Consider the following 20,249-nt stretch of genomic DNA (forward strand, 5'->3'; position numbering starts at 1 on the left):
CGCGTCCTGGTGGCACATCGTTCAAAAGATGTGGCACAATTTCTCGCACGGTGCCCCCCTCCCCGCGGGCATCTCCAAAGTCCGTTCGGCTCTGACCACTCCGTAAGCTCACTCGATTTCGTGCACTGACAGCGCAACACCCGGCATTTGATCCCAGAAGTGCTCTCCGGAAGGATGCCAGCGCGATGTACGCAAGGAAGAACAACTCGATCGCGAGCAGCCAGCCGGATACGCATTCTCCGAGGCGACCCGCCTCCACAGTTCAGAGCGCCGTCATCGGCAACCAGGCCATGTTGCGCCGGCTCTCCCGGTCTTCCCCGCACCTTCACCGCAAACTCGCAATCGGCGCAGTCCATGATCCGCTCGAAGCCCAAGCCGACCATGTCGCAGACCGCGTCATGCGCATGCCTGAACCTGCAGGCGCCAACCGGAACAACATCCTGCAAAGGAAATGCGCCGAATGCGAAGAGGAAGAGAAGCTGCACAGGAAGACCGAGGCGGCTCCCCAATCGGATAGCGAAGCGCCGCCCATCGTTCATGACGTCCTGAACGCGCCGGGGGAGCCATTGGACGCGCAGAGCCGCGCCTTCATGGAGCCTCGCTTAGGAACCTCGCTTGACCCGGTACGCATTCACACCACCAACCGCGCTTCCGATTCTGCGCGGGTTGTTGGAGCGCGTGCCTATACGGTCGGCAACGATATCGTATTCGGCCACGGCGAGTATTCACCGAGCACTCGAGAAGGCCGGCATTTGCTGGCGCATGAGTTAGCCCACGTCGCGCAGCAGTCAGCTTTCGATGGATATGGCCCGAACACTCTGCGCCGATCGCCGGTCACGGAAGGATCGGTGGGTGAGTTCTATCTGCAACAGGAGACTCCAGAACAGTTGCAGGCCGATGCCGCAGAGATAGTTGCGGCGCTGCGCGCTCCTAACCTCGATGCCTACACGAAGATGTTGCTGGAGAACAACCTTCAGGCCGTGGAAAAGCATGCCTCTGCCCGAAGCGTCGACCTTCCGGTTGCCGCAGGCTATCGGCTCGGCCAAATCATCTTCGCCTTGGCTACTGATATGAAGGGACTCACCGAGGAATTGCGCGTGATCGGCAGCATGAAGGTGGGGTATCAGACGGTAGGAAGCGACATGGGGTTCTCATCGTTCTACCCCGAGCTGAACTGGGACGTCGACGAGCTCCAGTGGGTCGCGCAGACTCTGATGGAAGGAGCCGACCTCGCTGGCGCCGGAGAAGCTGGCGGCCCACAGAGTGCCGATCAGTTGCGCGCTGCCGGCGCTCATGTTACGGCTGCGTTGTTTGCTTTTCGAGGGGTGGCTGTACACATGGCCTATCTTCACACGGGAGTCGCGTTTGCAACTGAGGGGACGCAGCACACAATCGCCAGGAAAGTGGGATGGGTCCGCGAGGATATCCAAAAGATGCTGGCGCCGATGCGCACTCTTGATCCCGCGACCGTCGAAAAGGCCGTGAAGCAGATTGACAGTCCATCGTTCGGGTTCGGGACCGACTTCGATTCATTCGTAGAGGAACTGGAGGATAACGCGCGTACTTGGCACAGGGTTGGGCAGATCGCGAATATTGTCGGACTCGCGTTGACCGCAGGAGAACTTGCATTGTCCGGCGGAGCCGGGCCCTCCGGCGCAGGCGAAGGCGGAGGCGGGGGAGGATTCGGCGGAGCCGTCGCGACCGTGAGGGGTGCAACTTTGACGAGCGGCGCGGTTGGTTCACTCGAGTGGATTGAAGCCATGCGCCGACTGGTGGCGATTGGAGCGATTTCCTCGGCTACCCTCGGGCGGCTCGGAGGCGGCGTTGAGCCGCAGCCTTCTAAGCCGATGGAAAGCTCTGCACCCAAACCAAAAACGGAGCTACCGAAAGCGAAAGTCGACCCTGCCGTCGATAAGGCGGTCGAAGAAGGCATCGAGGAATATGAAGGGCCCCAGACCAAGCCGCCCAAGGCCCCCTTGCGTCGTCCCGCAAGCAAGGCGGCTTCCGAAGCTGCACGGACCAAGTTTGAAAAGATTCGCGACGGTTTTGCCCAGAAGCTCGGATTGCCGAAGGGCGGTCAGGTCCATCACGCCATCGAGCTGCAGGTGCTTGACCGCTTCCCCGGCGCTTTCAGCGAATCCGAACTCAATTCCTTAGATAATATGCGCGGAGTGCCCCCGGAACTCGAAGGCAAAATGCAGTTACACCAATCGAAGATTCGTGAGGTGTGGAATAGGCACTATCGAACAATCGAAGCCGAGATTGCGCAGAAAGGCCTGAAGGAAGGTACCGCCGCTTATCGCGACCTTGTTCGGCGCGCGCTGATTGAAGACAGCAGAGAAATAGACCATTTGCTAGGCCAGTTCTTCAGTGAGGAAGGAGCCGGCCGGGCTGTGAAAGGCCTCCAGAATTGAAGCACGGTGGCGCGGCCCTTAGTCGGACAAAGCAAAAGCCCGCACGATCGAGCGGGCTCTTGCTTTCCAGCATGCATGCATGCGCCGGGGTTCTTCGAAACACAGAACCGCGAATTGCCAGATTTGCAGTTCGCGGCAGAGCAGGGAAGAGAAAAATAAAGGGAGAGCCGCACCAGAGTTCCCGGTGAATCTTGCGCTCTCCCCGGGTTCAGGAGACCTTCAGTTTCCGGATCTTGATGTCCGGATTCATGCAATCGTGACGCCCCTAGGCGAACAACTGCGTCAGGAAGGTTTTACAGCGTTGAGCGAATGGAAGAACCTCCGGGGCATCCAGGTAAATCTGCTTCCGGAGAGTCTTCAGCAAATCCACTGTGCAAGCATGATCGTTCAATTCAGTTATCGAACTCCCCTGATGAATGTACTCATCGGTGAGGTATTCAATCGCGTGGTTAAGCTTCTCAAGCGCGCGACCCAGTTCAGGAGTAATGCGCCTGCGTCTTCGAGGGAGATCCGTGGCAACTTCAACTTCAGATACTGCAAAACGAAAACGTGTCGTTGTGGCCGTCATTGATTCTGTCCCGTGGTCTTTTTGACTTGGCCTGCATTGGTTTCCAACTCCAGCTACGACTCATCTCGCCGGGCCTGAACGGTTTCGAGCCCCGATGGCCCAACTTTTCAGGTGCTCCCACTGACTGCGGCTCCTCCATACAAGGTTGCGTTCACTAAGTTGGCTGAGACGAGTTATACGAAGCAATCAGCAACTCTGATGCCACAACGCTAACTCCGACAAGATCATAGACTTACGTCTGAGCTACGTCATCACGGTGTTCACCGCAGTGAACACAATGCCGCCGGAAGGTGCAGCACGTGCACAGTGCAGAATCTAAAGTCGTGTGGCAAGCTTTGCGGCAGGGAAGTACGCGAGAGCCGAGCCCGGTTACCGAACGTGGGCTGCAACCAGCGCCGAGTGTTCAGCATTAGCTGTGACAAACTCCAGGCCTACGCCGTCTGAGCCCCACCGGCTCACTCGCAATTCCATACTGGTGGGGATCATCGTTGCATCGTCGAGCGCATCTGTACGTTGCAAGTTCATCCGTACGCGGGTTCCCAGCGGCCAGCGCTCGTCGGTCAGCAAATAGAGCCCGGTCGTGCTGATATCGCGAACCGCGTGCGCCTCCGTCGCATCTGTCTCAGTCTCCACAGCCGACAGATGCGGCCAGCGTTTCCGCTGTGATTCGCGCCAATCCTTCTTCTCTGGAGTCTGCGACAGCCAGTTCTTAACCGCATCTGACGCGCCGACAGCCGGCCAATGATCGGTCTCATCCAGCAACGATTGTGCATTGCGAAGACGAGCTTGCATCTCTTCGGCCACGCATATCACGAGGTGATCGCCGAGTTGTGTTTGCGTGGACTCAATGGTGCCGACAGGCAGCGCCAGCATGCTCTTCGCTTCAGGATGCTGCGGCGCTACGCGGAACCGCGGAAAGGACTCGAGGACACGAACGACTCTCAGCTGTGTATCTAGATATATAAGGTCCCGCGGAGATAGGAGACCCACCGTGCCGAGCCCCTTAGCCTGCTTGATCCAACTTCCCTCATAAAACTTGAAGGGCCCCTTCCCGAACACGCCCTTCAACTGCGCGCTGGTGTTATTCCCGACTGTGACTCCAAGGCTGAGGAAGCACTCATTTGTCTCGTTGTAGACGCAGTACCTGCGTGGATCCATGCCTTTTAGCCTTCCTGAAGTCAGACAAGCACTACAAATCTTGCAATTTTTGTTCAGACCAGGGACATCATTCTTCTGATACTCGGGCCCAAATAGAGTTCTCATAATGCCTTCGGCTGCGCGCCGGGAAGAGCGTCAGTTCGAACCAGACGTCTCGCCCGGCGCATCACACCAGAAGATACTGGACAGGGGGATGATCGCCCGCGTACTTACTTTACGCGCGAGCGACGGCGCTGAACCAGCAGGCCCAGCACGACGACGAACAGAACGCCGGCAATAACCCGGATGATGGTAGCGTTGTCCATGACTGTCTCCTTTCCTTCTGAATCTCTTTCAAATCTCAAGTACGTCAGGGCTCATCAATGCGGCCCTGGCCTAAAACAATCCGAATAGAGCCTTCTTCTTCTCCGGCTCACTGTTCAGCCCGCATGCGGTCCGCGCCATCTGCTTGATGACTTTCGCGACACCGGAATCGCCCTGCACCAGTGGCGTTGCCGTGTTCTGCATCTCGCGCAGCGTCGCCCTGTCCTCCGGAATCCGCCACGTGGCAGGACGCGTCAACGCTCGGGTGATGTGCTCGTCATCTACGCCCAGTGCCGAAGAGGAGTAGCGATTCAAGATGATCTCCACGCGCGGCAGGGTAGCGGGGAACAGTTCGGAAATAATGCGGTTCGAATTGCGCAGCTCCGAGATGCCCACATGCGAAACCAGGTACACAACGGCTTCCTGTCCGAAGACCGCGCTGCCTTTCAACTGGAACCTGGATCCGGAATCGATCACCACTGTGTCGTATTCCTGGCGTGCCACCTGGATCAGCTTGTTCACAGCCTCCTGGTTCAGGTCGAAGTTGACGAAATTCCCTGGCGCTGCCAGAACGTGCAAGCCGGAATCATGCTGCACAATCAGGCGCGAAAGCAGGTTTGAATCCAGCCGCCCGGAGTTCTGCAAAGCATCCACGGTGGAGTACTGTGCGTTCAATCCCAACACCAGCGCCGAGTCGCCCAGCGGCAGGTCGAGGTCAATCAGAAGAACCTTTTCCCCGGTCTCCTTGGCAGCCGAAACCGCGAAGTTCGACGCCATCGTCGTAACTCCGGCGCCACCCTTGGCCCCGCAGAAAACGCACAGTCGGCCGTTCTCCTTCGTGCCTGGCCGAACCGCAGTGCGGCGCGCCGAAGCCCGAACCATCGCCTCGTTGATCGCTGCAGGCGTGATCGGAAACGTCAGGAACTCCCGAGCTCCCGCCCGCATGCAGCTCAACATCAGCTCCGAGTCCAGCCGCATGGAGTAGACCATTACGGTTAGCTGCGAGTTGGCGCAGAGATTTTCAACCAGCTCCAGCGCAGACTCGGGGTCGCTATCCAGGTCGAGAATTGCAATATCGAAGTTCTGTTTAAGAATCCGGGGAAGCTGGTCCAGATGGGGATACGACGATAGCTGGTTGCTCACTCGGCACGGCGCTCCGGTCAGCGCGCTGGCGACTGAGTAGCGCCGGCTCTCGTCCGGGCCGATCAGCACCACCGAGAGACCGTCCCCAGTCACAGCCACCGGCGCGTAACTCGTCGCCGGTGCCGGGGCTGGCTCCTGTCTCGTCATCTCGTAATCGCTGATCTTCAGACTCTGTAGCATTTCTTCTAAAAATGTCCTTTTCCGGCCCATACCCGCCGGAAATCCTTGCGTCGTGTGCTGCCGCTTCTCACGAGTCCGAAGACGGTGATCCTTCACCGGGCCCGAGTACTTCCGTTACGTAATGCGGTATTGCGGGGGGGTCGCGAAGCCTCCCAAGCCGGTCGAGAGGGTTTAATTCCTTCTAACTGGTGCCTATAAATATGCAATCCGCGTACCAAAGTTCCAACGCGGGAATCTGCCTAATTTTCTTGATCTTACAGTCCATTTTGGGACAAGTGTGTACGCCCGTTTACAGGTAGGCGCCTAAGCGGCACTCAATCGGACACAGATTCAATTCGCACGATAGTTACCTTTGAGATGATTACCGATGCGTAATTTCGTTGTGCTTGCTTCTTGGAGGGTGTTACTTTACCTCCACTGTTACATTTTGCAGTTGGAGCTTTCCGTGATCCGAGTCGGTTTGTACTCGCAGGATTTTGCCTTGCAACCTCTGTTATCTTCCGGACTGGGAAACGAGTTCCAGTTCTTCCTCGATTCCACTGAGTCGGGGATTCGGAGTCTTGTCGAAGATGAAGAATGTACCGTCGTCATCCTCGATCTCAACTCCCGGGAGGGGCCCCTCAAGGATCGAATCGAGTCTGCCCGGCGCCTCATTGCAGCCCAGATCACGCTGCTGGTCCTGGCCGACGACGCTGTCCGAGTTACCGCGAACGAGCTGGTAAGGAGCGGGGCGTACAGCTATTGCCGCCGTCCACCCTCCCTTCGCGACCTTCGCATCCTTCTCCGCCGCGCCCATGAGGCTGCCCTCCGCAAGCAGGAGTTCAGCTCCGCCCAGGCACGGCTCGAAGAAGCCGCCGCCAGCCGCAACCTAATGATCGGCGACAGCGAAGTCATGCAGCGGGTCAACCATCTCATCGACCGCGTGGGAAATATCGACGCTTCCGTGCTCATCAACGGTGAAAGCGGCACGGGCAAGGAACTGGTCGCGCGCGCGATTCACGAGCGCGGATCGCGGGCGCGCCGCCCGTTCGTTGCGGTAGCCTGCGGCGCCATCCCTGAAACCCTCATTGAGGCCGAACTGTTCGGGCATGAAAAAGGGGCTTTCACCGGAACGGCCGGCGCCCGCGAAGGCTTTCTCGAGCAGGCCGGTGACGGCACCCTCTTCCTCGACGAAATCGGCGAGCTCAGTCTCTATACGCAGGTGAAGCTGCTCCGCGTCCTTCAGCAGCGCGAGTTTAGCCGCCTGGGCAGCAACCGGCTAATTCCGCTTCGGGCGCGGCTTCTCTTCGCTACTCATCGCGACTTGGACGAGATGGTCGCACAAGGCCGGTTCCGGCAGGATCTCTACTACCGCATCAATGTAATGAAAATTGAGACCCCCGCCCTGCAGGAACACTCCGAAGACATCCCGCAGATCGCAATGCACTTCCTCAGCCACTACAGCCAGCTCTTCCAGAAAAGGATGACCGCCATCGAACCCGAGGCCCTCGCCCTTCTCCAGGACTACCACTGGCCAGGTAATGTGCGAGAGCTGGAAAACGTTATCCAGCGCGCCATAATCCTTACTCCCGGCACCACCCTTCGCGCCCAGGACCTGCCCCGCAATCTGCATGAAGAGGCCGTCACCAACGAAGAGGATTGCCTGGCCGGCGGATCCTTCGAGCGCCAGCTCCGTGACTACAAGATCCGCCTGGCGGAAAACGCCCTCCGCGAGAACAACGGCAATAAGACGATGGCGGCCCGCAGCCTCTGCATCTCGCGCGGCTACCTCCACCGCCTCATTCGCCTCGCCGAATCAGATGCGCTCATCTCCTCAGCAACCCTTGAAGGTGCGGAAATATAGTCCATTCCGCAAACAAAAGTGCTCCAAGTGGTCGACCCCCCACAGAGGCGTCATCCCGAGTGCAGCGAGGGATCTGCGGTTGCGTTGTTTTCTGAGACCCGTCGCAGACCACGATTTCTGCTACCCGAAAACGTCCCCGCGACCTCTCCAAATCGTTGTCAAGCCCCTCTCCTGTGGAAAACCGACCTAACCCCTTGAATCCACTAACTCCAAAATGTGGAAAACTAATTGCCGATTACTGTTCCAATTTGCTAGCCTAAATATAGGAGCAAAAACAGTGCCCGCCGGACCCCAATCCGGCGGGCATTTTCTTTTGCGCCAAATCTCTCGCACTTAAAGGAAACGCTCATGCCTGTAGCCGACGAAATTACCATCAACTCTGCCGTCCAACGCTGCGTCAACGCCTGGCGCGAAGCCCTCACCCGCAAGAACTGCAAAGACCCCGTCGATCCGGGCGTCTGGGAGCGCGACTACGCCGGCAAGGCATACCGCAAGGCACTCCCCTGGCTCTCCACCCCCGACAACGTCGACGCCTTCATCGCCTGCGTAGCCCAGGGCCTCGCCATCGGCGCCATCGACCCGTCCCACGCCACCAAACTGCTTTACGCCGCTCAGGTCGCCATCACCTCCCGCCGCGGCCGCCTCCAGGCCGACAAAGAAGCACGCGCCGAAACAGCCGACCGCGCGAAGAAGGAGGCCAGCACCCCCACCCCCTCCCCCCTAGGCAAGAGTGGCGGCGAAGCCGCAGTGGCCGCACCGCAGGTGCCCTCCTCCCCCCTCTCTCAAAGCCGGGTGCCCAAGGTCCCCGCAGTTGGGACCTGGGAAACCACAAATCCCACCCTGCCAACAGTGCAGCCGCAGGTACCCCCCACCCCCCTCCCTCCGCGCAAAGAGGACACCGATGCCGCGTTAGCCGCAGGCGGGCTTCGTATCAGGGCATGACTTCAGTCATGCCGCAAGCTGCTCATTTTAGGTAGCGTGGGCTTCAGCCCCCGTCTGACCTCCGACGGCCGAAAGGCTTCACCTGGGGCACCCCCCCCTAGGCACGGGTGGCTCCGCAGGTGCAGTCGGCCGCACCGCCGGTGCCTGACTTGCTGCTTTTGAGAGAGAGAGACGACCCCCACCCCCCGGGACAGGGAACTAAGCGCTAGCTCGCCAACTTGCCACGTCCGAACCAGGGTCCCCGCGGACCGGTCTTTGGTTCGTGGGGTGGAGAAGGTCGCCAACCCGCCAGGAAGGACCATAAACAGCCGTTCGCACTTGCCGCTTCACCCCACGCCCAAACGCACCACAGGAGATCCCTGCCTAAAATCCGATTCGCCTCTCGAGGCACGAATGGCGGCGAAGTGGCCGTACCACAGGTGTTGGCTGCTATTGCCCGTTCGCCATCCCCTGCGTCCCGAGCCACTTGGTCAGATTCGCCTGCTGCAGGCCGCGGAACTCAATGCATCCATTGATCCGCTCCACTGCGTGCTTCAGCGTCTGATCGGCCGATGCTACCTTATGCGCCGTGAAAAACTGCTCGACATCTTGGCGCGCGTCCGCCGAGCAGAACGTGGACGTTGAGCTCACCAGCGCCGCGCCCAGCTCCGGCGTCAGCAGCCCGCGGACCGCTTCCCAATGTTCCTTCACGTACTGCCACGCCCGATCGCGTGTCTCGGCGCTCTGCAGCGCAATAGCAAACTGGAACGCTGCATCCTGCTTCCGCACTTTATCCGTCAGCGCATAATCCATCGCCCTCTGTTCCAGCGCCGGTTCCTGGAACATCGCCAGCATCGCCAGCGACGCCTCCTGCATCTCGGGGTCGGTCGATGTCTCAAAAACGTGCTGCAGCTTGTCGAACAGGGCCGCATCTCCATGCTGAGCCGCAATCGCGGTAGCCGTCTGCGCCAGCGTTGCATCCTGCGACCCCGGATCGGCAATGTACTTCTCGGCAATCTCCTTCGCCTGCTGAATCACCTTCGGATCCTTGCCAAAACCGCCCAGCGTGCGCATCAACGTTGCCCGTAACTCGCGCTTGTTCGGTGAATCGCTCTCCGCCGGCGGCCCCAGCTTCGCATATTCGTCCGAGAAGGTATTCCGAATCCACGCACCCAGCCGCTCCTGCTCCTCCTTGGTCGCCGCCACGCGCGAGTAGATGCTTCCCACCCCGCTCAGCGCGTTCGCGATCACCTCGGCATTTCCGTCACTCTTCACTGCGCTCACCAGATTCAGGTAGTCGCCCACCGTGGCCTTGTCGGCACGCACCTGCGCCCACTCATCGCCGATCAAATTGATGCGCTCCGTCGGCTTCAGACCCGTCTCGACCTGCTTCACCAGGGCCGCGTACTTGTCCGCCGGATACGCGCTCCGATAGAAGCCGCGGCCACCCGCATTGGCGAAGAACAGCGAACCCGCCGGAACGCTTAGACTGGTCGACTCTGGCGTCATCACCTGGCAGTCTTGGCCATTAGCAGCTTTGAAGCAAACAGGGATCGTCCACTTCTGCGCCGCATCCGGCTTGATGCTCGGACTCAGAAAGAACCGCCGCTGCGATACCTCGACCTTCCCGCCCGTCGGATCACCAAACGTCAACAGCGGCGCTCCCGCTTGGGCCACAAAGCTGTCCATGATCTTGTCGATCGGTTTGTGGCTTGCCGCGGTCTGCGCTCCCCAGAAGTCCTCGGCCGTCGCGTTCGCGTACTCATGCGCGGCCAGGTAGTTGTGCACGCCCTTGCGGAACGTCTCGCGGCCCTCGTAGTTCTCAACCATGTTGAGCACCGCACCGGCTTTGCCGTACGAGATGCCGTCGAACATCTGCTCGATCTCTTCCCGCGTATCGGCCTTAGCGCGAATTGCCCGTGTCGTCGGTTGCGCATCCAGGTCCAACACTCCGTCCAGTCCCGCGGCTTCCGCCTGGTCGATGTTCCACTCGGGATGCATCGCCTCCACCGGCTTCATCTCCATCCACGTCGCGAAGCCTTCATTCAACCAGAGATTGTCCCACCAGGCCATCGTCACCAGGTCGCCGAACCACTGGTGCGCCATCTCGTGCGCAATCACTTGCGCCACTTCCTTCTTTGCACCCACGGATGCCGTCTTCTCATCGATCAGCAGCGCCGTCTCGCGATAGGTGATCGCCCCGAAGTTCTCCATCGCACCCGCTTCGAAATCCGGCAGCCCGATCAAATCGAGCTTCTTCAGCGGATAGGGAATTCCGAAGTAGTCGTTGTAGTAGTGCAGCACGTACTTCGCAACATCCACGCCATAATGCGTCAACTGCACCTTGTCCGGCGTTGCGCACACCCGGATCTTCACTCCATCCTGCTCGCCGCCCGTGCACTGGAAATCACCCACCAGGAACGCCACAAGATACGTCGACATCTTCGGCGTCGTGCCGAACTTCAGCGTGTGCTTGTCCGCGCCCGGCCCCGGCGTGTCGCTCTCAATCTCGCTGTTCGAGATCGCCGTATCGCCCTTATCGACGACCAGGGTCACATCGTAGGTCGCCTTCAGCGCCGGCTCATCAAAGCTCGGATACGCCCGCCGCGCGTCCGTCGACTCAAACTGCGTCACGGCATAATTGCGCTTGGCAGTCTTCGAGAGATAGAAGCCCCGCAGTTCGTTGTTCAGAATCCCCGTGTAATGAATCGACACCGATGCCTTGCCCGTTGCAATTTCCTGCGGCACCGTGAAGGTCGTCTGCTCCTTCTCCTTGTCCGTTGCAACCGTCGCCGTCTGCTCCTTGCCGCCGGCCTTCACCGTCACAGCCTGAAACTCGATCTCGGCCGAGTTGAGCGTGATGGTCTTCGTCGGCTGCTTCACCTCCACGTCGATCCGCTCCACGCCCGCGAACGTGGCAGCCTTCAAATCGGGAGTCAGCGTCAGCACGTAGTGTTCCGGCTTCACGTTCTGCGGAAGGCGTTCCGCGCTGCTTTCCGTTGCCGACACAGTGAACAGCAACGCAACAGCAGCCGCGCTCAGCGCATGCCAGAAGGGAGCAGAAATGTTTCGCATAAAACCTCGTGACGGAGTTGTGGAACTGCGCGTAGCCCGAGCCCGACTGCACCGGCTCTGTGTTCAGACACCGGACAAGCCTCTATTCTAGGCGGCGAAGCCTAATGCCTGATCCCTAATGCCTAATCCCTCGCCTACTCCGGATTCCCATCCCGCAGCCGCCGAATCCCCAATGGATTCGCATCCTGCAACTCGGCCGGAAGCAGAGCCTGCGGAAAGTTCTGGAAGCACACCGGCTTGGCAAACCGATAGATCGCCTGCGATCCCACTGACGTAAACCGCGGGTCAGAGGTAGATGGATAAGGCCCGCCATGCACCATCGCATGTGCCACCTCGACGCCCGTCGGGAAGCCGTTGACGATGAGCCGTCCCGCTTTCTGCTCCAGCACCTCAACCAGCTCACGATGCGCGATCAGGTCCTCCTCATCCCCCAGGATCGATGCTGTCAGGTGCCCGTCTAGCGAGCGCGCCGCCCGCACGTAGTCCTGCGTCGTGTCGCAATGCACAAGCAGGGTGTCCGGCCCGAAGATCTCGTCGGCGAGCTCCGGCTGCCCGATAAGCTTGTCCAGGCGCACGGTGAACAGCTTCGAATGAGCCGCGAACCCGGGCGCCTCCGCAACGGCCGCGGCGGCCGCCAGCGGAATCTGCCCGGCCCGCTCATTGGTCGCGCTGCCGTAAGCCTTAGCAATTCCCGCCGTAAGAAGCGTGAACGGCTGCGCCTTCTCGACCAGCGATTTGAGTTCCTCGAAGAATTGCTGTCCCTCCGCAGCCTCGGGTACCAGCACGATTCCGGGCTTGGTGCACATCTGGCCCGCGCCCAGCGTCACCGATCCAAACAGGTTCTTCGCCAGCTCCGCTGGCCCTTTGCGCAGTGCGCTGGGCAGCACAAACACCGGATTGCCGCTCGACATCTCCGTGAAGCAGGGAATCGGCGTCGGCCGTGCAGCCGCCAGGTCCATCAGCGCCCGCCCTGCCTTCAAGGAGCCAGTGAATGCGACAGCCTTGATAAGCGGGTGCTGCACCAGCGCCGATCCAATCTCAACGCCTGCATCGTAGACCATGGTGAACACGCCCCGATGCAGTCCCTCAGCCGCGACGGCTTCGCTGATGATCTCGGCCGCAATCTCACTTGTCCCCGGATGTGCCGGATGCGCCTTCACCACCACCGGGCATCCCGCCGCCAGAGCCGACGCCGTATCGCCGCCTGCCACCGAAAACGCCAGCGGAAAGTTGCTCGCTCCGAACACCGCCACCGGGCCCAGCGGCCTCAGCATCGACCGCAAATCCACCCGCGGAAGCGGCTGCCGCTCCGGCAGCGCAGGGTCAATCCGCGCCTGCACCCACGATCCTTCTTCGACCATCGACGCAAACAACCGCAATTGTCCCGCCGTCCGGGCGATTTCGCCCACTAGCCGCGGCGTGATCGGCAGAGCCGTCTCTAGATTCGCCCGCTCGGCCAGTTCCTGCTTCCGCGCGTCGAATCCGTCAGCGCAACGCCGCAGAAAGGCCGCCTTCCCTTTGCCCGAAGCCTTCGAGTAGCTCTCGAAGGCTTCCGCCGCCAGCCGCACCGCTTGATCCAGTTCAGCGACAGTCGCCGAGTGGTACACCGGTCCAACAGCTTCGCCGCTTGCAGGGTTCGCAGCCTGAAACGTGCGGCCGCCGGTCGCACCGCGCTTGTTGCCGAGGAAGGACAGTCCAGTTAGTTCCATCACATCTGCATTATCCCGCACTGCCCCGAGCAGGAGCGTGGGTTTGCCATCTCATGCTGCAATTCGATAGAACGGTGCGGACGGCTTTTCGGCCTTTTTTCGCGCATACAACCACAGGCCCGTCCCGGAGGCATCTTCTTGCAGAGCATCCCGACCGTTACCTCCCAGACCAACGGACAAACGAATCTCCACGCTCCGCTGGTTCCCCGTGGACGCATGTTGCCGTTTGTCCTGGTGACTGCGCTGTTCTTCCTATGGGCAATTCCCAACAACTTCAATGACATCCTGATCCGTCAGTTCATGAAGTCGTTCGAGATCAACCGCCTTGAAGCCGGCCTGGTGCAGTTCGCCTTCTATCTCGGATACTTTTTCCTCGCATATCCGGCAGGCGTGATCATGCGCCGCGCGGGATACAAAACAGGCATCGTGATCGGCCTATGCCTCTACGGTGCAGGCTGCATCCTGTTCTACCCCGCCGCGCACGTAGGCCAGTACTGGTTCTTCCTCACCGCGCTGTTCGTCATCGCCAGCGGCCTGGCTTTTCTTGAGACCGGCGCCAGCCCATTCATCATTCAGATCGGTGATCCGGCGAGTGCGGCGCAGCGCGTCAACTTTTCGCAATCGTTCAATCCGCTCGGAAGCATCACGGCGGTGCTCATCGGGAGCCGCTTCATCTTCTCCGGCATTGAGCTGAAGCCGGACCAGGTCGCCGCGCTCCAGGCTGCCGGAACCTACCAGGCCTACCTCAAGTCCGAAACACTGCGCGTCGTAACACCCTATCTCGTGCTCGGTTCGTTGGTGCTGCTGTGGGCAATCCTCATCGCACGCACGCCGTTCCCGCACACCGGCATGGACTACTCGCGCAACACCCTCGAGCACGACACCTCCAAACCGCTCTGGAAGCGCAAGCACTTCGTCTTCGCGGTGCTCGCGCAGTTCCTGTATGTAGGCGCGCAGGTGGGCGCATGGAGCTGGCAGATTCCCTACGTGCAGAGCTACACCGGAATGGGCGAGCGCAAAGCAGGTTATCTGCTGACCGTCGCACTGGTCGCGTTCACCACCGGCCGATTCTTCTCAACGTGGTTATTGCGGCACGTGAAGGCCTCGCGGCTTCTTGCCGTCTACGCCATCATCAACACCATTACCTGCGGAGTGGCCGTGATCCGGCCCGGCTGGCTCGGCGTCGGGTGCCTCGTCGCAACCAGCTTCTTCATGTCCATGATGTTCCCGACCATCTTCGCGCTGGGAGTGAAGGGCCTTGGAACTCACACCAAGACTGGTGGCGCGGTCATAGTCATGTCGATCGTCGGCGGGGCGGCGATTCCGCTGGTAATGGGGCGCGTAGGCGATATGGAGGGTCTGGCCGTCTCCTACGTGGTGCCCGCGCTCTGTTTTGCGGCTATCGCGCTTTATGCCTGGCTCGGCTCCGCGCCCGATCAGGAAGAACTGGCCGCAGAGCCCGGCCTGGCGCTCGGATAAAGAACGCAGCACTAACGGTGCGGGCCGGGATCGATCGAATTGCGGCCCGCGACTCTTTATTCAGCTACCACCGGATTGGTCAGCGATCCCAGTCCTTCCACGCTGACGGTGACGGTCTCGCCCGGCTTGAGCCACCGCTTTGGATTCCGTCCCAGTCCAACGCCCGGCGGCGTACCCGTCGAGATCACGTCTCCCGGCAGCAGCGGCGTAATCGACGAGAGATGCTCAATCAGCGCAGGAATCCCAAACACCAGCTCGCGGGTGCTCGAGTTCTGCAGCGTCTCGCCATCGATCGTCAGGCCGATCTGCAGAGCATGCGGATCGGCGATCTCATTGGCAGTTACAATTGCCGGGCCCATCGGGCAGAATGTGGGAAAGCTCTTGCTCATCGACCACTGCGTCGTAGCAAACTGCACATCGCGCGCACTCACGTCGTTCACGATGGTGTAGCCGTAGACGTGCTTGCGCCAGTCGTCCGCCGCGATCCGATATCCGCCCTTGCCGATGACGAACGCAAACTCAGCCTCGTAATCCGGCATGGTCGAGTTCTTCGGCAGCACAATCGCGTCACCAGGCCCGATCACCGAGGTCGTCAGCTTGAAGAACACCACCGGCGAGGTAGGCAGCTCCATCCCGGATTCCTTGGCGTGATCCCTGTAGTTGAGCCCAATCGCAAACACACGCGGTGGATTGGGAAGCGGCGCGTGAAGCTTGACGTCGCTGAGCCGATGCCCCGCGTACGCGCCCGGATTTTTTGGCACTTCGCTGATACCGGCAGCAATCACGGCCAGCGCATCCTTGCATCCGGTCGCGCTGAGATCAACAACCAGATTGCTTTCAGACTCAAGCGCTCCCGGCCGCAGCACGCCGTCTTTCGTCGAAAAGGTGACAAGTTTCACGAATCAAGCCTCCAAATGAAATCGCTAATGAATGAAAGTAGGGAATCTAAGCCGCGGTCCACCCGCCGTCAATAGCCAGCGCCGCTCCGGTGATAAACGCAGCCTCGTCGGACGCGAGATAGCGCACCATGGCCGCGACCTCCTCAGGCCTGCCCAGCCGCCCGATAGGCTGCCTCGCCCGCAGCTCCGCGCGAATCTCTTCCTTGTTGTGCTTGTGGAACTTCTCCAGATAGCCCTCGACAAACGGCGTCTCCACCGTCCCCGGGCAGATGGCATTCACGCGCAGCGTCTTGGGGAACTCCACCGCAAGCTGCTTTGTCATCGCGATCACCGCGCCTTTGGTAGTGCAATAGGCGAAACGCTGCCGGATGCCGACCTGCCCAGCCACAGACGCGATGTTTACGATGTTGCCCGAGTGCCGCTCGTCCTGCGCGGCCAGCAGCAGCGGCAGAAACGCGCGCGTCACAAGGTAAACGGCGCGCACATTCACGTTCAGCAGCCGGTCGAAATCCTCAGGCTCGGTCGCCTCAATCGATCCCACGTGGCCGATGCCTGCATTGTTGACGAGAATGTCGAGCCGCTGCACCTGCGCGACTGTCGTAGCGATTGACTCCTGACTGGTGACATCGAGCGCGATGGCCTGCGCTGAGCCCGTGGATTCAGCGAGAGCCTGCGCTGCGGGCAGATTGATATCGGCAATCCATACGAAAGCCCCGGCGCGAACAAGCTCCCGGACCGTGGCTTCACCTATGCCGCTGGCGCCGCCCGTGACGAGAGCGTGGCGGCCGTCGAGCCGGAACGGCGATTGCACATCAGAAGACGATGATGAGTTGTTCATGAAGAACTTCCTGAAGCCAACTGCGTCGAGCGCAGCGATGATTTGTTGTAACCATCCAGCATAGCCGCTCAGACCCGCCGGAGCCGCGCCTTGTGCACAGACACGGGCGCGATGAACGATACTGGTAGCGGGCAAGAGGAACCAGGAGAGGGGACTCAGGGTGGCACTTCTGAACGACGACAGGCTGTTCCCGGCAGACGAGACAACACGGGCCATTGCACGGCGCTTATATCAGGGGATTCGCGCGCTGCCGATTGTGAGCCCCCACGGACACACGCAGGCCTCGTGGTTTGCGCGCAATGAGCCGTTCCCCGATCCCGTAAAGCTCTTCGTGCAGCCCGACCACTACGTCTTCCGCATGCTGTACAGCCAGGGCGTCACGCTTGAAGAACTCGAAATCGGCAAGGACCACATCGAGAATCCGCGCAAGGTGTGGCGCACCTTTGCCAAGCATTATTATCTGTTCCGCGGCACGCCCACGCGGCTCTGGCTTGACTATGCCTTTCAGGAGCTATTCGGGCTGACGGACCGGCTCTCAGCCGCCAACGCCGACCACTACTACGACGTGATAGCCGCCAAGCTGGCCACGCCGGAATTCCTGCCGCGCGCGCTGTTCGAGAAGTTCAACATCGAGGTGCTGGCAACGACAGACTCGCCTCTCGACTACCTCGCCGATCACCAGGCGATCCGCAGTTCGCGATGGAAGGGGCGCATCGTTCCCACCTTCCGACCTGATCCAGTCGTAGACCCGCAGTCTCCTGGTTTTGCCGACAATGTTCGCGCGCTCGGCGCGCTCACCGGCGAAGACACCTTCAGCTGGCGCGGGTACCTGCGCGCACTACAAACCCGACGCGAATTCTTCAAATCGCTGGGGGCAACGGCCACCGATCACGGCCATCCCACCGCTCTTACCGAAGACCTGGGCGAAACCAGCGCAGCGGAGTTGTTCGAACAGGTCATCAAGGGCACGGCCTATGCCGCCGATCTCGAGATCTTCCGCGGGCAGATGCTCACCGAGATGGCGCGCATGAGCGTCGAAGACGGCCTGGTGATGCAGATTCATCCCGGCTCTGTGCGCAATCACAACGCGCATTTGTTCGCGAGATACGGCCGCGACATGGGCGCCGATATTCCCGCGCCGACCAACTACGTAGAAGCGCTGCGGCCTCTACTCAACCGGTTCGGCAACGAGCGCAACCTCACCATCATCCTGTTCACGCTCGACGAGACCACCTACAGCAGGGAACTGGCGCCCCTTGCCGGGCACTATCCGTGCCTCAGGCTGGGGCCGCCATGGTGGTTCCACGATAGTGCCGAAGGCATGCGCCGCTTCCGCCAAATGGCGACCGAGACCGCTGGCTTCTACAACACCGTCGGCTTCAACGACGACACGCGGGCATTCCTGTCCATTCCGGCGCGCCACGATGTGGCCCGCAGAATCGATGCGGCATTCCTGGCCGAGCTGGTAGCCGATCATCGGCTCGAAGAGGATGAGGCAGCAGACGTCGCCCGCGAACTGACCGTGGGCTTGGTGCGGAAGGCCTACAAGCTGTAGCGGGGATCTCCTGATCCCCGCTACAACACCCGTTTAGGCAAAAAGATAGGGCCTAGCTCGTCACGATCTCGCTGAAGTCCGCGATCCCCGAGAAGTTCCGCAGCACTTCATCGATCAGCGCCAGATTTGCGCCGCGCACCGTCTCATCCGGATCGAGCACCATCACCTTATCGAAGAACAAATCCACCGTGGGCCGCAGCGTCGCTATTTCGCTTAGTGCGGCCTCATAGGCGCGCTCCTGGCGCAACTTCGCCACCCGCGGAGCGAGCGACCCCGCTGCATCCGCCAACTGCTGCGCCTCGGTCGCGAGCTTGGCGTCTTTCACCGAGCCCAACGGGATCTTCTTCTCCTCGGCCTGCTTGAGGATGTTCTTGATGCGCTTGAAGGCGGCGGAAACGGCTGCGAAGTCCTCGGAGCCGCGCACCGCAGTGAGCGCCTCGGCACGAGCGATCGCATCGCGCACATCGTCGGAACCGGCGGACAAAACCGCATTGATCACGTCGTAGGCGAATCCGCGTACGTCTTTGAGGTAGAAGTGCAGCCTCTCCTTGAAGAAAGCTACGAGCGAGGGCAATTTGGCTTCAGCCTTGTCGCTCTGGTCGACCTCGGCAGCCGCGATTGCCAGCAACTCGTCCACTCTCAGTGGCAATTCTGATTCCGCCAGAATCTTGACGATCCCGTTCGCAGCTCTGCGCAGAGCAAATGGATCCCTTGATCCAGTTGGTTCCAGACCAATAGCGAACATCGCCACGATCGTCTGGACCCGGTCGACCAGACCGAGCAGCTGCCCTTCGCCGCTGGGCGGAATCGGGTCGTCACCCGACGCCGGCAAATATTGGTGGTAGATTGCTGACGACACAACCTCACTAAGTCCCTGGCTTCGGGCGTAGAGTCCACCCACAATCCCCTGCAGCTCGGTGAATTCCTTCACCAGCTCTGTGGTGAGGTCCGCCTTGGCCAGGGTGACGGCCTGATGAAGAGCCGCCGAGTCGATCGCGATGTGCTTCAGGGCAAGAATGCCCGCAAGCTCTTTCGCGATCCTTTCGTTGGCGGCGGTCTTGTCCCAATAGCTGCCCAGTTCCTTCTGGAAGGTGACGTTCTTCAGGCTCTCCACCCGCTTTGCTAGCGGAGTCTTCTGGTCAAAGTCCCAGAAGAACTGTGCATCCTTGAACCGCGCCCGCAGCTCGCGTGCATTTCCATTCCGAATGATCTGCTGACCTTCTTCGTCGACTTCCGTGTTGAGAACGGCGAGGAAGTGTGGAGCAAGTTTCTTGTTGGCGTCTTCCACCGCAAAATACTTCTGGTGGTCGCGCATCACCGTGACCAGGACTTCCTCCGGCAGCGCGAGATACTCCTGCTCGAATTCGCCAATAATCGCCGACGGCCACTCTGTGAGGTGCGTAACGGTCTCGACCAGAGCCTCGTCCTCACGCCAGCGCGCTCCGGGAACAGTACGCGTCACCTTATCCAGCGCTTTGCGAATCACCTGCCGCCGCTCTGCCACATCAACAATCACCTTTGCGGCGCGCAGATTCTCCGCGTAGCCCTTTGGCGATCCGATCGTCACCGGCTCTGCACCGTGCAGCACGCGATGTCCGCGGCTGGCACTCCCAGCAGCAATCCCGGCAATCTCGACTGGCACCACATCCGAATCAAGCAGCGCCACAACCCAGCGCACCGGCCGCACAAACCGCTCCGGCTTCCCCGCGCGCCAATACATGTTCTTCGCCCAGTAGATAGAGAGCACTTCCTTGGGCAGATCGCCTTGCAGAATCTCCGCCGCTGAACGGCCCGCGCGCTTCACGGATGCGCCAATGTATTCACCCTTGGGCGTGGTGACCTTGGAGAGCGCGCTCACATCCACGCCGGCCTTTTTCGCAAAGGCTTCGGCTGCCTTGGTGGGAGAACCGTCTTTGAAGGCCACGGCCCACGAGGGGCCAGTGAGCTGCTCTTCAATGTCAGCCTGCGCGGCAAGAACGCCTTCCACCACGACAGCCAGTCGGCGCGGAGTGGAGTAGGTGGTGACCGTCGCGCCGGCGTCGAGCAGACGCTCGCGCGTAAGCAGGTCAGTAACGCGGCGGCCGAGCTCTGCCTCAGCCGAGGCAATCATGCGGGCGGGTACTTCTTCGAGACCTACTTCGAGTAGAAAATCTGCCATGTGAAA

At 60.5% G+C, this 20,249-nt stretch carries 13 protein-coding genes; 5 read left to right on the plus strand and 8 right to left on the minus strand.

What is annotated here, in order from left to right; all coding sequences use genetic code 11:
- Positions 1 to 185: 185 nt before the first annotated feature.
- Positions 186 to 2,414: an eCIS core domain-containing protein gene (locus MOP44_RS20135; protein ID WP_260792137.1), complete on the plus strand. Its 2,229-nt coding sequence runs from the start codon at positions 186 to 188 to the stop codon at positions 2,412 to 2,414.
- A gap of 265 nt (positions 2,415 to 2,679) precedes the next feature.
- On the opposite strand, the gene MOP44_RS20140 is transcribed toward MOP44_RS20135, so the two are convergent.
- The 3 genes from MOP44_RS20140 to MOP44_RS20150 form a co-directional block, all read right to left on the minus strand.
- Entirely contained in the window at positions 2,680 to 2,982 is a 303-nt protein-coding gene (locus MOP44_RS20140; RefSeq protein ID WP_260792139.1) for a hypothetical protein, read from the minus strand.
- Between the two features lie 369 nt (positions 2,983 to 3,351).
- Positions 3,352 to 4,140: a PilZ domain-containing protein gene (locus MOP44_RS20145; protein ID WP_260792146.1), complete on the minus strand. Its 789-nt coding sequence runs from the start codon at positions 4,138 to 4,140 to the stop codon at positions 3,352 to 3,354.
- 375 nt (positions 4,141 to 4,515) lie between these two features.
- A complete protein-coding gene (locus tag MOP44_RS20150; protein WP_260792148.1) occupies positions 4,516 to 5,766 on the minus strand; it encodes an AAA family ATPase in 1,251 nt (416 codons plus the stop codon).
- Positions 5,767 to 6,247: 481 nt separating this feature from the next.
- On the opposite strand from MOP44_RS20150, the gene MOP44_RS20155 reads away from it, so the two are divergent.
- On the plus strand, positions 6,248 to 7,609 hold the full coding sequence (locus tag MOP44_RS20155; protein WP_260792149.1) for a sigma-54 interaction domain-containing protein: 1,362 nt from the start codon (positions 6,248 to 6,250) through the stop codon (positions 7,607 to 7,609).
- A gap of 348 nt (positions 7,610 to 7,957) precedes the next feature.
- On the plus strand, positions 7,958 to 8,551 hold the full coding sequence (locus MOP44_RS20160; RefSeq protein WP_260792151.1) for a hypothetical protein: 594 nt from the start codon (positions 7,958 to 7,960) through the stop codon (positions 8,549 to 8,551).
- A gap of 429 nt (positions 8,552 to 8,980) precedes the next feature.
- Here the strand turns inward: MOP44_RS20160 and MOP44_RS20165 are convergent, their stop codons facing one another.
- Both MOP44_RS20165 and MOP44_RS20170 read right to left on the minus strand, forming a co-directional pair.
- Positions 8,981 to 11,605: a M1 family metallopeptidase gene (locus tag MOP44_RS20165; protein WP_260792153.1), complete on the minus strand. Its 2,625-nt coding sequence runs from the start codon at positions 11,603 to 11,605 to the stop codon at positions 8,981 to 8,983.
- Positions 11,606 to 11,739: 134 nt separating this feature from the next.
- The gene (locus MOP44_RS20170) at positions 11,740 to 13,314 is read right to left on the minus strand and encodes an aldehyde dehydrogenase (NADP(+)) (protein WP_260792161.1); all 1,575 of its coding nucleotides are present in this window, start codon (positions 13,312 to 13,314) and stop codon (positions 11,740 to 11,742) included.
- Positions 13,315 to 13,452: 138 nt separating this feature from the next.
- Here MOP44_RS20170 and fucP point away from each other — a divergent pair, with 138 nt between their 5' ends.
- A complete protein-coding gene (fucP, locus tag MOP44_RS20175; protein WP_260792163.1) occupies positions 13,453 to 14,793 on the plus strand; it encodes an L-fucose:H+ symporter permease in 1,341 nt (446 codons plus the stop codon).
- Between the two features lie 56 nt (positions 14,794 to 14,849).
- Here the strand turns inward: fucP and MOP44_RS20180 are convergent, their stop codons facing one another.
- Both MOP44_RS20180 and MOP44_RS20185 read right to left on the minus strand, forming a co-directional pair.
- Positions 14,850 to 15,692: a fumarylacetoacetate hydrolase family protein gene (locus MOP44_RS20180; RefSeq protein ID WP_260792164.1), complete on the minus strand. Its 843-nt coding sequence runs from the start codon at positions 15,690 to 15,692 to the stop codon at positions 14,850 to 14,852.
- A 46-nt stretch (positions 15,693 to 15,738) separates the two neighbouring features.
- A complete protein-coding gene (locus MOP44_RS20185) occupies positions 15,739 to 16,530 on the minus strand; it encodes an SDR family NAD(P)-dependent oxidoreductase (RefSeq protein ID WP_260792166.1) in 792 nt (263 codons plus the stop codon).
- A gap of 160 nt (positions 16,531 to 16,690) precedes the next feature.
- Here MOP44_RS20185 and uxaC point away from each other — a divergent pair, with 160 nt between their 5' ends.
- Complete coding sequence (gene uxaC / locus MOP44_RS20190; RefSeq protein ID WP_260792175.1) at positions 16,691 to 18,085, plus strand: glucuronate isomerase; 1,395 nt, start codon at positions 16,691 to 16,693, stop codon at positions 18,083 to 18,085.
- Between the two features lie 52 nt (positions 18,086 to 18,137).
- Here the strand turns inward: uxaC and glyS are convergent, their stop codons facing one another.
- Positions 18,138 to 20,243, minus strand: coding sequence for a glycine--tRNA ligase subunit beta (glyS, locus tag MOP44_RS20195; protein WP_260792180.1), 2,106 nt, complete (start codon positions 20,241 to 20,243; stop codon positions 18,138 to 18,140).
- Positions 20,244 to 20,249 lie beyond the last annotated feature (6 nt).

This window comes from Occallatibacter riparius, from assembly GCF_025264625.1.
Taxonomy (GTDB): domain Bacteria; phylum Acidobacteriota; class Terriglobia; order Terriglobales; family Acidobacteriaceae; genus Telmatobacter; species Telmatobacter riparius.

Coding starts and splice junctions, on each gene's coding strand:
- MOP44_RS20145 (WP_260792146.1), bottom strand. CDS start 4,140: ATGGATCCACGCAGGTACTGCGTCTACAACGAGACAAATGAGTGCTTC.
- MOP44_RS20160 (WP_260792151.1), top strand. CDS start 7,958: ATGCCTGTAGCCGACGAAATTACCATCAACTCTGCCGTCCAACGCTGC.
- MOP44_RS20185 (WP_260792166.1), bottom strand. CDS start 16,530: ATGAACAACTCATCATCGTCTTCTGATGTGCAATCGCCGTTCCGGCTC.
- MOP44_RS20140 (WP_260792139.1), bottom strand. CDS start 2,982: ATGACGGCCACAACGACACGTTTTCGTTTTGCAGTATCTGAAGTTGAA.
- glyS (WP_260792180.1), bottom strand. CDS start 20,243: ATGGCAGATTTTCTACTCGAAGTAGGTCTCGAAGAAGTACCCGCCCGC.
- MOP44_RS20165 (WP_260792153.1), bottom strand. CDS start 11,605: ATGCGAAACATTTCTGCTCCCTTCTGGCATGCGCTGAGCGCGGCTGCT.
- MOP44_RS20170 (WP_260792161.1), bottom strand. CDS start 13,314: ATGGAACTAACTGGACTGTCCTTCCTCGGCAACAAGCGCGGTGCGACC.
- MOP44_RS20150 (WP_260792148.1), bottom strand. CDS start 5,766: ATGCTACAGAGTCTGAAGATCAGCGATTACGAGATGACGAGACAGGAG.
- MOP44_RS20135 (WP_260792137.1), top strand. CDS start 186: ATGTACGCAAGGAAGAACAACTCGATCGCGAGCAGCCAGCCGGATACG.